Below are 13,984 nucleotides of genomic sequence, written 5' to 3'. Positions count from 1 at the left end.
TTCCTGGTGCGGTCAGCTGAGACCGACTCAGATGTCGAGGAAGCGGACGTCCTTGGCGTTGCGCTGGATGAACTGGCGGCGGGCCTCGACGTCCTCGCCCATCAGGACCGAGAACAGGTCGTCGGCCTGGGCGGCGTCGTCGAGGGTGACCTGGCCGAGCACCCGGTGCTCCTGGTCCATGGTGGTCACGCGCAGCTCTTCGGCGTTCATCTCGCCGAGGCCCTTGAAGCGCTGGATCGAGTCCTCCTTGATCCGCTTGCCGCGCTGGCGGCCGAGCTCGATCAGGGCGTCGCGCTCACGGTCGGAGTACGCGTACTCGACGTCCTCCCGGCCCCACTTGATCTTGTACAGCGGGGGTCGGGACAGGAACACGTGCCCGGCCTCGACCAGCGGCCGCATGAAGCGGAACAGGAAGGTCAGCAGCAGGGTGTTGATGTGCTGGCCGTCGACGTCGGCGTCCGCCATCAGGATGATCTTGTGGTAGCGGAGCCTGTCGATGTCGAAGTCCTCGTGCACGCCCGTGCCGAACGCGGAGATCAGCGCCTGGATCTCCTGGTTCTGCAGGATCTTGTCGAGGCGCGCCTTCTCGACGTTGAGGATCTTGCCGCGGATCGGGAGGATCGCCTGGTACTCCGGGTTGCGGCCGGACTTGGCCGAGCCGCCGGCGGAGTCGCCCTCGACGATGAAGATCTCGCACTTGGACGGGTCGTTGGACTGGCAGTCGGCCAGCTTGCCGGGCAGCGACGCGGACTCCAGCAGGCCCTTGCGGCGGGTCAGGTCGCGGGCCTTGCGGGCCGCCACCCGGGCGGTGGCCGCCTGGATGCCCTTGCGGATGATGTCCGCCGCCTCGTTCGGGTTGCGGTCCAGCCAGTCGTTGAGGTGCTCGTAGACGGCCTTCTGGACGAACGTCTTCGCCTCGGTGTTGCCCAGCTTGGTCTTCGTCTGGCCCTCGAACTGGGGCTCGCTCAGCTTGACCGAGATGATCGCGGTCAGGCCCTCGCGGATGTCGTCGCCGGTGAGGTTGTCGTCCTTGTCGCGCAGCAGCTTCTTGTCGCGCGCGTACTTGTTGATCAGCGAGGTCAGCGCGGCGCGGAAGCCCTCCTCGTGCGTGCCGCCCTCGTGGGTGTGGATGATGTTGGCGAAGGAGTACACGCCCTCGCTGTAGCCGCTGTTCCACTGCATCGCGACCTCGAGGGACAGGCTCTTGTCCTTGTCCTCGGCCTCCAGGTCGATGATCGTGGGGTGCACCACGTCCCCCTTGCGGGAGTTGAGGTACTTCACGAAGTCGACGATGCCGCCCTCGTAGTGGTACGTGACCGACTTGACCTCGTCCTTCTGGTCGGCGCCCGCCTCGTCCGCGCCGGCGGTGGCCTTCGCCGACTCGCGCTCGTCGGTCAGCCGGATCGTCAGGCCCTTGTTGAGGAACGCCATCTCCTGGAAGCGCCGCGAGAGCGTCTCGAAGGAGTACTCCGTGGTCTCGAAGATGTCCGGGTCGGCCCAGAAGGTGACCGAGGTGCCGGTCTCCTGAGTCGCCTCGTGCCTGGCCAGCGGAGCCGTCGGGACGCCCATCTTGTATTCCTGCGTCCACCGGTAACCGTCGGTGCGCACCTCGACGGAGACCTTGGAGGACAGCGCGTTCACCACGGAGACGCCGACGCCGTGCAGACCGCCGGAGACCGCGTACCCGCCGCCGCCGAACTTGCCGCCCGCGTGCAGCACGGTCAGCACGACCTCGACGGCCGGCTTCCCCTCGGAGGGGACGATGCCCACGGGGATGCCACGGCCGTTGTCGACGACGCGCACGCCGCCGTCGGCGAGGATCGTGACGTCGATCGTGTCCGCGTAGCCGGCCAGGGCCTCGTCGACGGAGTTGTCGACGACCTCGTACACGAGGTGGTGCAGGCCGCGCTCACCGGTGGAACCGATGTACATACCGGGGCGCTTGCGGACCGCGTCCAGGCCCTCGAGGACGGTGATGGCGCTGGCGTCGTACGAGGCCGTGACCTCACCGTTCGAGGAGTCGGCCCCGTTCGCGGCGGCGTCGGTGGACGGAATGTTCTCGTTGGGGTTGCCGGAATCGGCCACGAAGCGCCCTTTCTGGCACAGCACGAGCCGGGCTCGTCGGCAGGTTGCCGGAGCGGCTGCGGCATGTTGCGTTGGTAAGCCTTGATCAGCGTTGCTCAGCTTTTCCCGGGCGGTCCCCACGTTCGGGGCGGGATTGTCTTCCAGTCTACCGGTAGCGCCGACACTGATGGGGGTTTGCGGGTACCTGAGTCCGCATGTGGCGCCCTGAACCGGTCTCGGCCGGGTCCCGATATGCGGAAGGGGGCTCCAAGAGGCTCACAGCGGCACTCAGCGCTTCCGGCCGTCAACCCTTCGCTACTCAGCGGTCAGGTAGGGATTCGCAAGAGCGTGCGGTTGCACGGCGGACGCTTCCCGCGCCCCCGCGGACACCCCTCCGTGACCGGGCGCTGACCGGGCGATGTGAAATCCGTCACCCGTACGTGTCGCCGGGCCCGGTGCTCCCCGGAGCGCGCAGCGGGCCGTACCGGCGGGCGCCGCCGCCCGGGCCCTGCACCTTGATCAACCGCACCGCGCCGTGCCCGAGGTCCTCGTTGAGACGGGCCACCAGCGTCGGGGCGAGCAGACGCAGGTTCGTCGCCCAGGCCGTGGAGTCGCAGCGCACCGTCAGCACCCGCTCGTCCTCGTCGTACTTCTCCGGGACGCAGTGCCTGGCCACGTCCGCGCCCACGATCTGCGGCCAGCGCCCCATCACCCCGCCCACCGCCGCGGGCGTCTCCCACCCGCGCTCGGTGATCAGCCGGTTGATCGCCGCGCCGAGCGCCATCGGATCGCGGCCGTCGGCGCGCGCCCCGGAGCGCAGACCGCCGCGCCGCGCCTGCTTGCGCTGCTGCGCCGCGTCCCCGCGTGCGCGTGCCGCGTCCTTCGCGGCACGCAGCGCCACCCGCGCGAGATCGACGCCGGACGGCTCGGCCGGCTTCCCCGGCCGCCCGGCGGGCGCCGCCGGCTGCCCGGGCGCCGCGCCCTGCCCGGAGGGCGTCCCCGGCCGCTCGGCCGCGGGGCCGTCGGTGCTCATGCGCGCTCCACCGCCCCGTCCGCCACGGTGAACCGGGTGCCTGTCAGCACGTGCGGCACGTCGTCGTCGACGGCCGCGGTCACCAGTACCTGCTCGCCGGGCGCGACCAGTTCGGCCAGCCGCTCGCGGCGGCGGGCGTCCAGCTCGGCGAAGACGTCGTCGAGGATCAGCACCGGCTCGTTGCCCTCCGCGCGCAGCAGGTCGTAGGAGGCCAGGCGCAGCGCCAGGGCGTACGACCAGGACTCCCCGTGGGAGGCGTAGCCCTTGGCGGGCAGCTGGCCGAGCTTGAGCACCAGATCGTCGCGGTGCGGGCCGACCAGGGTCACGCCCCGCTCGATCTCCTGCTTGCGGGCGCCGGCGAGCGCCTCCATCAGCTGGGCGTACAGGTCCTCGCGGGTGTGCGCCTCGCCGGGCGCGGACGGCTTGTACTCCAGTCCCACGGGGCCCCCGCCGGGCGCCAGCTGCTCGTAGGCCTTGTCGGCCAGCGGGTGCAGCGCCGCGATCAGGTCCAGGCGCCGGGCGAGCAGTTCGGCGCCCGCACGGGCCAGGTGCTGGTCCCACACGTCCAGGGTGGACAGGTCCATGGAGCGGCCGCCGTGCCGGCGGGCCAGCGCGGCGGACTTCAGCAGTGTGTTGCGCTGCTTGAGGACGCGTTCGTAGTCGGAGCGCACCCCCGCCATGCGCGGCGAGCGAGCCGTGATCAGCTCGTCCAGGAACCGGCGCCGCTCACCGGGGTCGCCCTTGACCAGCGCGAGGTCCTCGGGGGCGAACAGCACGGTCCGCACGATCCCCAGCACGTCGCGCGGCCTGCCCTGGGAGGAGCGGTTGACGCGGGCCCGGTTGGCCCGGCCGGGGTTGAGCTCCAGCTCGACGAGCTGCTGCCGCTCGCCCTGTCTGACCTGCGCGCGGATCACGGCGCGCTCGGCGCCCATGCGGACCAGGGGGGCGTCGGAGGCGACCCGGTGGCTGCCGAGCGTGGCCAGGTAGCCGATCGCCTCGACGAGGTTGGTCTTGCCCTGGCCGTTGGGGCCGACGAAGGCGGTGACGCCCGGGCCGAGCGGGACCTCGGCCCGGGCGTACGAGCGGAAGTCGGCCAGCGACAGATGCGTGACGTGCATGGTCGTACGCCGACCTCCCCCGGCGTCGTGGACCGCTGGGCGGTCCTGGGAACTACTTCTTCGTGACCGCGTGGCCGCCGAACTGGTTGCGCAGCGCGGCGATCATCTTCATCTGGGGCGAGTCCTCCTGGCGCGAGGAGAACCGGGCGAACAGCGAGGCCGTGATCGCGGGCAGCGGCACGGCGTGGTCGATGGCGGCCTCCACGGTCCAGCGGCCCTCGCCGGAGTCCTCCGCGTACCCCCGCAGCTGCTGGAGGTGCTCGTCCTCGTCGAGGGCGTTCACCGCCAGGTCGAGCAGCCAGGAGCGGATGACGGTGCCCTCCTGCCAGGAGCGGAAGACCTCGCGGACGTTGTCCACGGAGTCGGCCTTCTCCAGCAGCTCCCAGCCTTCGGCGTAGGCCTGCATCATCGCGTACTCGATGCCGTTGTGGACCATCTTGGCGAAGTGGCCGGCGCCGACCTTGCCGGCGTGCACCGCGCCGAAGTCGCCCTCCGGCTTCAGCGCGTCGAAGACCGGCCGCACCCGGGCGACGTGCTCCTCGTCGCCGCCGTACATGAGCGCGTAGCCGTTCTCCAGGCCCCACACGCCGCCGGAGACGCCGCAGTCGACGAAGCCGATGCCCCTGGCGGCGAGCTCCTTCGCGTGCCGCTCGTCGTCGGTCCAGCGGGAGTTGCCGCCGTCCACGACCACGTCACCGGGCTCGAGCAGCTCGGCGAGCTCGTCGATCGTGTTCTGGGTGGGCTCGCCGGCCGGGACCATCACCCAGACCACGCGCGGCCCCTGCAGCTTGCCCACAAGCTCCTCGAGGCTGTGGACATCCGCGAGGTCCGGGTTGCGGTCGTATCCGATGACGGTGTGGCCCGCGCGGCGTATCCGCTCGCGCATGTTGCCGCCCATCTTGCCGAGGCCGACGAGACCGAGCTCCATCAGTTGCGTTCCTTAGGTTGCAGGCGTGGCGTGGGGGCACTTTCGTCTTTCGTACCCGCGTACGAGCCTAAACCCGGACGGTCGCGCACATCCGTGGGCATACCCGCTCATACGTGGCCCCGACCTGCGGCTTCGCGCAAACGGCCGTCGACGGCCGGGCCGGGCGTCCCCGGCGGACGCCCGGCCTGTGGACGACGTCAGCCGCTCAGCCGGACCGGCATGATCAGGTACTTGTAGGCGTCGTCCGCCTCCGCGTCCACCGCCGGCTTGCCGCTGAGCAGCGCGGGCTTGGTGGACGTGGTGAAGGACAGCTGCGCCACCGGGGAGTCGATGGCGCTCAGACCGTCCAGCAGGAACGTGGGGTTGAAGGCGATGGAGATGTCGTCGCCCTCGAGCTGGGCGTCCACCCTTTCCACAGCCTGTGCGTCGTCGCTGGAGCCGGCCTCCAGGATGAGCACGCCCTGCTCGAAGCTGAGGCGCACCGGGGTGTTGCGCTCGGCGACCAGGGCCACGCGCTTGACGGCCTCCACGAAGGGGGCGGTCTCGATCACGGCGACCGAGTTGAACTCGGTGGGGAACAGCGTGCGGTACTTGGGGAGGTCGCCCTCCAGCAGGCGCGTGGTCGTACGCCGTCCCGCGCCCTCGAAACCGATCAGGCCCTCACCGGCGCCCGAGCCGGACAGCGCCAGGATCACCTGGTCGCCGCTGGTCAGCGCCTTGGCGGTGTCCAGCAGCGTCTTGGCGGGCACCAGGGCGACCGCGGAGGCGTCCGGGTTCTCCGGCTTCCACAGGAACTCGCGGACCGCGAACCGGTAGCGGTCGGTGGAGGCGAGCGTCACGGTGTCGCCCTCGATCTCGATGCGCACACCGGTGAGGACGGGCAGCGTGTCGTCGCGGCCGGCGGCGATCGCGACCTGCTGCACCGCCGAGGCGAAGACCTCGCCGGGCACCGTGCCCGTGGCGTTGGGCATCTGCGGCAGGGCCGGGTACTCCTCCACGGGCAGGGTGTGGAGGGTGAAGCGGGAGGACCCGCAGACCACCGTCGCCCGTACACCGTCTGTGGAAATCTCCACGGGACGGTTGGGCAGGGCGCGCGAGATGTCGGCGAGCAGGCGGCCCGAGACGAGGACCGTGCCCTCCTCCTCGACCTCCGCCTCCACCGAGACCCGCGCGGAGACCTCGTAGTCGAAGCTGGACAGGCTCAGCTGGCCGTCCTCCGCCTTGAGCAGCAGGCCGGCGAGAACAGGCGCCGGCGGACGGGCCGGAAGGCTGCGTGCCGCCCAGGCCACTGCCTCCGCGAGTACGTCGCGTTCCACCCGGATCTTCACCGTAAGCCGCCTCCTGCTGTTGCTGCTGAGTCCTCTGCTGCTGAGTCCTCCGACTCGGCGTCACGGCCCACTGCGAAGGGAAGGACGCCGGGGACCAGTCTGACGTACCGCACCGACAGTGGGTGCCTGTCGGGGTCAAGTCGCTCCGAGGGGCGGCCGGGCCCGGGAGCGCGAGTTGTGCACAGGTCCCGCTTCGAAACGGATTCCGCACTCTTACTGGTTGGGAGTAGTAGTAGGGCCTGTGGATACCGTGGATAACCACGTTTGCCCTGCTCAGCGCGGGAATTTTGTCCACCGGCCCTGTGGGTGGCGACAGTGGACAACCCGGGGCCTCTGTGGAGAACGGGAAGTTCTGCACACACCGCCCACAGCCTCGGGGCAGTTCTCCCCAGCTGCGTCCCCAGGTTTACCCACGTTTCCCACACCCCAATCCGGCACCCTGGTGTGACGGCTTTCACTCGACGCGGTGAGCGGACGCGTCGCCTTGCCGAACAGTGGACAGCGGTGTGGAGAAGCCGCCGATCACTGGGGACAACCGGCCGCCCCCTGTGGGTTGCCCGTGGACAACTCCGTGCACAGCCTGTGGATCCCTGTGTCGTCCACAGCCTGTGGAGGGGCTTCGTCCACGATTCCACAGGCCTCTGAGCTGCGCGGACGGGGGTGGGGCGGGTGCGGCTGTGGACGCGGTCTGGACAACTTCGCGGTCCCCAGGATGTGGACGGGAAAAAGCTGCCGAATCTGTGGAGGAAGGCCGTAACCCCGGTGTGCATTCGAACAGCGGACACCGCCGGGAACAGACCGGCCGCCCTGTCCCGGGTGCGGCTCGGTCCGGGTGCGGCTCGGGCGGCGCCCGGGGCGGACGGGCCGGACCGGGTGCGGCTCGGTTGTGGGGCTCGGGGAGAACCGGCCCGTGCGGACCGCGTGCGGCTCGGGCGGTGGTGCGGGGAGGACCGGCCCGTGCGGACCGTGTGCGGGCACGAGAAAGGGCGTCCGGGACCGGTCCCGGACGCCCTCGCCGGCGTGCGCGCGGCCGTCAGCCGCGCTCGCGGCGGCTGACGTCAGCCGTTCTTGATGCGGTTGGTCAGCTCGGTGACCTGGTTGTAGATGGAGCGCCGCTCGGCCATCAGCGCGCGGATCTTGCGGTCGGCGTGCATGACCGTGGTGTGGTCGCGGCCGCCGAACTGCGCGCCGATCTTCGGCAGGGACAGGTCGGTGAGCTCACGGCACAGATACATGGCGATCTGGCGGGCCGTCACCAGCGCCCGGCCCCGCGAGGTGCCGCACAGGTCCTCCACCGTGAGGCCGAAGTAGTCGGCCGTCGCCGCCATGATGGCCGTCGCCGTGATCTCCGGCGCGGAGTCCTCGCCGCCCGGGATGAGGTCCTTCAGGACGATCTCGGTCAGGCCCAGGTCCACCGGCTGCCGGTTGAGCGAGGCGAACGCCGTCACCCGGATCAGCGCGCCCTCCAGCTCGCGGATGTTGCGCGAGATCCGGGAGGCGATGAACTCCAGTACCTCCGGCGGGGCGTTGAGCTGCTCCTGCACCGCCTTCTTGCGCAGGATCGCGATGCGCGTCTCCAGCTCGGGCGGCTGGACGTCGGTGATCAGACCCCACTCGAAACGGTTCCGCAGCCGGTCCTCCAGCGTGACCAGCTGCTTGGGCGGCCGGTCGCTGGAGAGCACGATCTGCTTGTTGGCGTTGTGGAGCGTGTTGAAGGTGTGGAAGAACTCCTCCTGCGTCGACTCCTTGTCCGCCAGGAACTGGATGTCGTCGACGAGCAGGATGTCCATCTCCCGGTACCGCTTGCGGAAGCTGTCGCCCTTGCCGTCCCGGATGGAGTTGATGAACTCGTTGGTGAACTCCTCCGAGCTCACGTACCGCACGCGCGTGCCCGGGTAGAGGCTGCGGGCGTAGTGCCCGATCGCGTGCAGCAGGTGCGTCTTGCCGAGCCCCGACTCCCCGTAGATGAACAGGGGGTTGTAGGCCTTGGCGGGCGCCTCCGCGACGGCGACCGCGGCCGCGTGCGCGAAGCGGTTGGACGCGCCGATGACGAAGGTGTCGAAGAGGTACTTCGGGTTCAGCCGCGCCGTCGGCTCGCCCGGACCGGCCGCCGGGGCGGGCTGCGCGGCCAGCGGACCGGGGGCGCCGGTGGTGGGCAGGCCCGGTCCCACGGGACCGCCGCGGTGCACGTGCCCGGAGCCGCCCGGCGACTCCGGCGGCTCCCGGCGGCCGGCGTCGCGCTGGTCGTAGTCCCGGCGGTCGTAGTCGGAACGGCCCCCGTCGTAGTCCGGCCGCGGCTGCTCGTATTCGGAGCGCGCGTCGTAGTCGGGGCGCGGCTGGTCGTAGTCCGGGCGCGGTTCGTAGTCGGACCGCGGCTGGTCGTAGCCCGCGCGGTCCGCCGGCTTGGGGCGGTAGTCCTGCGACGTCCCGTAGGCGTCCTGCGACGCGCCGTACGACTCCTGGGGCGAGGCGTAGGGGTCGCGCTCCGGGAAGCCGAGCCGCTGCTGCTGCCAGCCGTAGTCCTCCTGCTGGGGACGCGGCCAGGCGCCGGGCTCGGGGCGCTGGTACTCGGCGTACTCCGCGGGGTAGGCGGGGCGCGCCGTGGGGAGCTGGTCCGAGCCGTCGCCCACCTGGTGGCCGGTGCGCGGCGGCGGCAGCTGGTCCCCGTCGGCGCCGGGCAGCCGGTCGGCGCGGCCCGTGGGGGCGGGGGCCCCCGGACGGCCCGGACGGGCGGGGCGGTGGCCCCCGGCCCGGTGCCGGCCGTAGCCCTCGTAACCCCCCTGGCCGGTGGGCAGTTCCTGCTCCTCGTAGCGCGCCGGGGCCTGCGGCGCGGGCGGAGCGGGCGCCGGCGACTCGCCGACGGAGCTGTCCACGGTGATCGCGATACGGATCGGCCGGCCGCACTCACGGCTCAGGGTCTCGCTGACGACGGGCGCCAGACGCCCCTCGAGCACACCCTTGGCGAACTCGTTCGGCACCGCGAGCAGCGCGGTGTCCGCCACCAGGGCCAGCGGCTGGCAGCGCCGGATCCAGTGCTCGTCCTTCGTCTCGACGCCCTGACCGCGGCCCTCACCGAGGAGCTGCTCCAGTACTCGTGGCCACACTGCGGCAAGATCGGCAGGTACGTCAGCCACAGGGCACGCTCTCTCACAGGTCCCTCGAACGTGTGATTCGGGGACGGGTCGGGATGTACATCGGGGTGGATCGGGCGGACCGGCGGGTGCAAACCCGCCGGGGCGGGGACAAGGGAACGAATCGGAGTCCAGTCACGGTAGTCAGGGCGGCCCGTAGGGTTCAAGTTGTTGTCCCCAGGCTGTGGACAGTGTCTCCCGGTGGCCGCTGGTTTGACCGGATGGCCCGGCCGCGCGTACCGTAACCAGGTCGAGTTGTCGATGGCTGCTGCCGCCTGCCTCCGAAGGGCACAGATCGCGCAAGGTGATCGGTAAGCGGTGCACTCGGGCGTAACTGCGAGCTACTCGTGGGCGCACGGTGACAGCCAGGACGGCACCCCGCAACCACCGATTCTTTTCTGGAGCCCCCGAGTGAGCAAGCGCACCTTCCAGCCGAACAACCGTCGTCGCGCGAAGACCCACGGCTTCCGGCTGCGGATGCGCACCCGTGCCGGCCGCGCGATCCTCGCGTCCCGCCGTAGCAAGGGTCGCGCCCGTCTGTCCGCCTGATCCCGGTCAGGTCATGACGTCGTGCTGCCCACCGAGAACCGGCTGAGGCGGCGCGAGGACTTCGCGACCGCGGTGCGGCGAGGGCGCCGGGCAGGACGCCCGCTCCTCGTCGTCCACCTTCGTAGCGGTGTCACGGACCCGCACGCGCCTGGGGAGAGCGCTCCCCCGACGCGTGCGGGTTTCGTCGTGAGCAAGGCAGTGGGAGGCGCGGTCGTGCGCAACAAGGTGAAGCGCAGACTGCGTCATCTGATGCGTGACCGGGTCGCCCTTCTGCCCCCCGGTAGCCTGGTAGTCGTACGAGCGCTGCCCGGCGCGGGCGACGCCGACCACGCACAGCTGGCCCGAGACCTGGATGCCGCCCTTCAACGACTGCTGGGAGGGGGCGCGCGATGAAGTACCCGCTACTGGCTCTGATCAAGCTGTACCAGTGGACGATCAGCCCGTTGCTCGGACCGGTGTGCAAGTACTACCCGTCGTGTTCCCACTACGGCTACACGGCCATCGACCGGCACGGCGCGATCAAGGGAACGGCACTGACCGCGTGGCGCATCCTGCGGTGCAATCCGTGGTCGCTGGGCGGTGTGGACCATGTCCCGCCGCGCAAGCGCCCGCGATGGCACGAAGTGCTGCGCAGCGCCTGGCGCGCACGCAAGGGCGGGCCCTCCGCCGCCGAAACGGCCACCGACGGTGATCTTCCGTCGAGCCCGGCCAGGAAGACCTCGTCCCATGCCCAAGGAGCATGATTAGTGGACACGATTGCCAGCCTCTTCAGCTTCATCACGACACCTGTCTCCTGGGTCATCGTCCAGTTCCACACGGTGTACGGCGCCCTCTTCGGACCCGACACCGGGTGGGCCTGGGGCCTGTCCATCGTGTCCCTGGTGATCCTCATCCGTATCTGCCTGATCCCGCTCTTCGTGAAGCAGATCAAGGCGACGCGCGCGATGCAGACGCTCCAGCCGGAGATGAAGAAGATCCAGGAGCGCTACAAGAACGACAAGCAGCGTCAGTCCGAAGAGATGATGAAGCTGTACAAGGAGTCGGGCACCAACCCGCTCTCCTCGTGCCTTCCCATCCTGGCGCAGTCCCCGTTCTTCTTCGCGCTGTACCACGTGCTCAACGGCATCGCGTCGGGCAAGACCATCGGCGTCATCAACGACCAGCTGCTGCTCAGCGCGCAGAAGGCGCACATCTTCGGCGCCCCGCTGGCCGCGAAGTTCACGGACAGCGCCGCCAAGGTCTCCTCGCTCAACGCCTCGCTGACCGATGTGCGCGTCGTGACCGCGGTCATGATCATCCTGATGTCGGCGTCGCAGTTCTACACGCAGCGCCAGCTGATGACCAAGAACGTCGACACGACGGTGAAGACGCCGTTCATGCAGCAGCAGAAGATGCTGATGTACGTCTTCCCGGTCATGTTCGCCGTCTTCGGCATCAACTTCCCCGTCGGCGTCCTGGTCTACTGGCTGACCACCAACGTGTGGACCATGGGCCAGCAGATGTACGTGATCCACAACAACCCGACCCCGGGTTCCAAGGCGCAGGCCGCGTACCTGGAGCGTCTGGGCAAGCACGTCACGCACCACGGCAGGATCCGCCGGCGCAGCGAGAAGGCCATCGTCAAGGCGATCGTCGCCAAGGGCCGCGACCGCAACGAGTTCGAGCGCAAGTTCATCAACGGTCTGAGCAAGGCGGGCCTGGCGGCCCAGGCCGACGGCACCGTGGTGCGGAGCGAGGGCGCCGTCGCGGTGCAGACCGAGGACGGTACGCCCGTGGCCGCGGCCGGCACCCCCCGGCGACAGCAGCCCAAGCGGCAGACCAAGGCGCAGCGCCAGTCGGGCGGCCCGAAGGCGGCCGGCGCGGGTGACACGGGGCCGGCCCCCACCACCTCGCTGAGCAAGTCCGGCGAGCCCCGGGACACGCCACAGGACACGCCGCCGGCCGCGGCCAAGAAGGCGGCCTCCGAGCCCGGCAACGGCGGCACCCGCAGCAGGGCCCAGTCCGGCCAGCGCAAGGGCCCGCAGCGACCCAAGTCCCCGTCCAAGAAGTAAGAAGGAGCCCATCCCGTGACGGAAGGCACCACCTCCGCCGCTGCCGAGGGCGCAGACGCCCTGACCCGCCTGGAGCAGGAAGGCGAGATCGCGGCGGACTACCTCGAGGGTCTGCTGGACATCGCCGACCTCGACGGCGACATCGACATGGACGTCGAGGCCGACCGCGCCTCTGTCTCGATCATCAGTGACACCGGCAGCCGTGACCTGCAGAAGCTGGTCGGGCGTGACGGTGAGGTGCTGGAGGCGCTGCAGGAGCTCACGCGTCTGGCCGTGCACCGGGAGACCGGTGACCGCAGCCGTCTGATGCTGGACATCGCGGGCTACCGGGCCAGGAAGCGGGCCGAGCTGTCCGAGATCGGCGCCAAGGCCGCGGCCGAGGTCAGGAGCAGCGGCGAGCCCGTGCGGCTGAAGCCGATGACGCCGTTCGAGCGCAAGGTGGTGCACGACGCGGTCAAGTCCGCCGGCCTGCGCAGCGAGTCCGAGGGCGAGGAGCCGGAGCGCTTCGTCGTCGTGCTGCCCGCCTGATCGGTCCCACGTTCCACCGGCCCCGTCTGTAGCGCAGACGGGGCCGAACTTTGTCAGCCTGGTAGTTCTGGTGGTCGGCGCTGGACGCGCTGATGCGGTACGGAAGGACGGTCCCCGTGACGGAGGCAGCGGAGCTCCCCCCTGCGCCCGAGCAGGCACATGAGGTGTTCGGTGAACGCTTCGCGGATGCGGTCCGGTACGCCGGTCTGCTGGCAGAGGCAGGAGTGCAGCGAGGGCTCATCGGTCCGCGTGAGGTGCCCCGGCTCTGGGAGCGGCATCTGCTCAACTGCGCGGTGCTCTCCGAGGTCGTCCCTGAAGGTGTGACGGTGTGCGACGTCGGCTCGGGCGCCGGCCTGCCGGGCATTCCTCTCGCGCTGGTGCGGGAGGACCTGAGGATCACGCTGCTGGAGCCGCTGCTGCGGCGCACCAACTTCCTCACCGAGGTCGTGGAGCTCCTGGGCCTCGACCATGTGACGGTGGTCCGCGGCCGCGCCGAGGAGGTCATGGGCAAGCTGCCGCCGGTGCACGTGGTGACCGCCCGGGCGGTGGCTCCCCTGGACCGCCTTGCCGCCTGGGGCATTCCCCTCCTGCGCCCCTACGGCGAGATGCTCGCCCTCAAGGGGGACACCGCGGAGGAGGAGCTGAAGAGCGCGGCGACCGCCCTGAGCAAGCTGGGCGCCGTGGAGACGTCCATCCTGCATGTGGGCGAGGGCGTCGTGGACCCCCTGTCCACCGTGGTGCGGGTCGAGGTCGGGGAGAGCCCGGGCGGAGTACGCTTCGCCGCCAAGCGGGCCAAGGCGGCCCGCACGGGACGTGCGCGCCGCCGCCGCTGAGCAAGAGCCACCTCCGTCGGGTGGAACGCACCGGCCGCATGCGAAGGGGGCGCCCTCCCTGGATGGCGGTTTCTAGGAGTCGTCGCAACACGTGGTCGTGTTGATCAGGCCGCGAGCAGTTTATGCAGGCGCTCGGCTGGGGTTTCCCAGCCGAGCGTTTTGCGTGGGCGGCCGTTCAGCTCAGCGGCGACCGCGTCGAGGTGTTCGCGGGTGTGGACCGAGAGATCGGTGCTCTTGGGAAAGTACTGCCGCAGCAGGCCGTTGGTGTTCTCGTTCGAGCCTCGTTGCCAGGGGCTGGCCGGATCGCAGAAGTAGACCGGGATGTTGGTGGCGACGGTGAAGGAGCCGTGGGCGCCCATCTCGCTTCCCTGGTCCCAGGTCAGGGACCGTCGGAGGTGGGCGGGCAGGGTCTGGACCGTGG

General features: G+C 70.3%; 13 protein-coding genes. 6 read left to right on the top strand and 7 right to left on the bottom strand.

What is annotated here, in order from left to right; translation table 11 throughout:
* Positions 1–27 precede the first annotated feature (27 nt).
* From gyrB to dnaA, 6 genes are all read right to left on the bottom strand, one after another.
* Positions 28–2,109, bottom strand: coding sequence for a DNA topoisomerase (ATP-hydrolyzing) subunit B (gene gyrB, locus ACI2LW_RS15950; RefSeq protein ID WP_404731789.1), 2,082 nt, complete (start codon positions 2,107–2,109; stop codon positions 28–30).
* Between the two features lie 385 nt (positions 2,110–2,494).
* Positions 2,495–3,097: a DUF721 domain-containing protein gene (locus ACI2LW_RS15945; protein WP_404731788.1), complete on the bottom strand. Its 603-nt coding sequence runs from the start codon at positions 3,095–3,097 to the stop codon at positions 2,495–2,497.
* Positions 3,094–4,215 (bottom strand): DNA replication/repair protein RecF, encoded by a 1,122-nt coding sequence (gene recF / locus ACI2LW_RS15940; protein WP_404731787.1) that lies wholly within the window; start codon positions 4,213–4,215, stop codon positions 3,094–3,096. Before recF ends, ACI2LW_RS15945 begins: the two co-directional genes overlap by 4 nt.
* A 52-nt stretch (positions 4,216–4,267) precedes the next feature.
* Positions 4,268–5,143: a phosphogluconate dehydrogenase (NAD(+)-dependent, decarboxylating) gene (gene gnd, locus ACI2LW_RS15935; RefSeq protein WP_404731786.1), complete on the bottom strand. Its 876-nt coding sequence runs from the start codon at positions 5,141–5,143 to the stop codon at positions 4,268–4,270.
* 197 nt (positions 5,144–5,340) lie between these two features.
* Positions 5,341–6,471, bottom strand: a complete 1,131-nt coding sequence (gene dnaN / locus ACI2LW_RS15930) for a DNA polymerase III subunit beta (protein ID WP_404731785.1) — start codon at positions 6,469–6,471, stop codon at positions 5,341–5,343.
* A gap of 1,058 nt (positions 6,472–7,529) precedes the next feature.
* Positions 7,530–9,605, bottom strand: a complete 2,076-nt coding sequence (dnaA, locus tag ACI2LW_RS15925) for a chromosomal replication initiator protein DnaA (protein ID WP_404731784.1) — start codon at positions 9,603–9,605, stop codon at positions 7,530–7,532.
* Positions 9,606–10,013: 408 nt separating this feature from the next.
* On the opposite strand from dnaA, the gene rpmH reads away from it, so the two are divergent.
* From rpmH to rsmG, 6 genes are all read left to right on the top strand, one after another.
* Positions 10,014–10,151 carry a 50S ribosomal protein L34 gene (gene rpmH / locus ACI2LW_RS15920; RefSeq protein ID WP_003956500.1) on the top strand — a complete coding sequence of 46 codons (138 nt, stop codon included), beginning with the start codon at positions 10,014–10,016 and terminating at the stop codon, positions 10,149–10,151.
* Positions 10,152–10,172: 21 nt separating this feature from the next.
* On the top strand, positions 10,173–10,544 hold the full coding sequence (gene rnpA, locus ACI2LW_RS15915; RefSeq protein ID WP_404731783.1) for a ribonuclease P protein component: 372 nt from the start codon (positions 10,173–10,175) through the stop codon (positions 10,542–10,544).
* Positions 10,541–10,894: a membrane protein insertion efficiency factor YidD gene (gene yidD, locus ACI2LW_RS15910; protein WP_404731782.1), complete on the top strand. Its 354-nt coding sequence runs from the start codon at positions 10,541–10,543 to the stop codon at positions 10,892–10,894. Before rnpA ends, yidD begins: the two co-directional genes overlap by 4 nt.
* A gap of 3 nt (positions 10,895–10,897) precedes the next feature.
* A complete protein-coding gene (gene yidC, locus ACI2LW_RS15905; RefSeq protein WP_404731781.1) occupies positions 10,898–12,202 on the top strand; it encodes a membrane protein insertase YidC in 1,305 nt (434 codons plus the stop codon).
* A gap of 15 nt (positions 12,203–12,217) precedes the next feature.
* Positions 12,218–12,730: a protein jag gene (locus ACI2LW_RS15900; RefSeq protein ID WP_404731780.1), complete on the top strand. Its 513-nt coding sequence runs from the start codon at positions 12,218–12,220 to the stop codon at positions 12,728–12,730.
* Between the two features lie 116 nt (positions 12,731–12,846).
* Positions 12,847–13,563, top strand: a complete 717-nt coding sequence (gene rsmG, locus ACI2LW_RS15895; protein ID WP_404731779.1) for a 16S rRNA (guanine(527)-N(7))-methyltransferase RsmG — start codon at positions 12,847–12,849, stop codon at positions 13,561–13,563.
* 104 nt (positions 13,564–13,667) lie between these two features.
* On the opposite strand, the gene ACI2LW_RS15890 is transcribed toward rsmG, so the two are convergent.
* On the bottom strand, positions 13,668–13,984 hold a 317-nt coding region (locus tag ACI2LW_RS15890; protein ID WP_404731778.1), incomplete at its 5' end, for an IS30 family transposase.

Source organism: Streptomyces sp. NPDC004065 (assembly GCF_044903565.1).
Lineage (GTDB): Bacteria > Actinomycetota > Actinomycetes > Streptomycetales > Streptomycetaceae > Streptomyces.
This window is presented reverse-complemented; position numbering and strand designations above follow the sequence as displayed.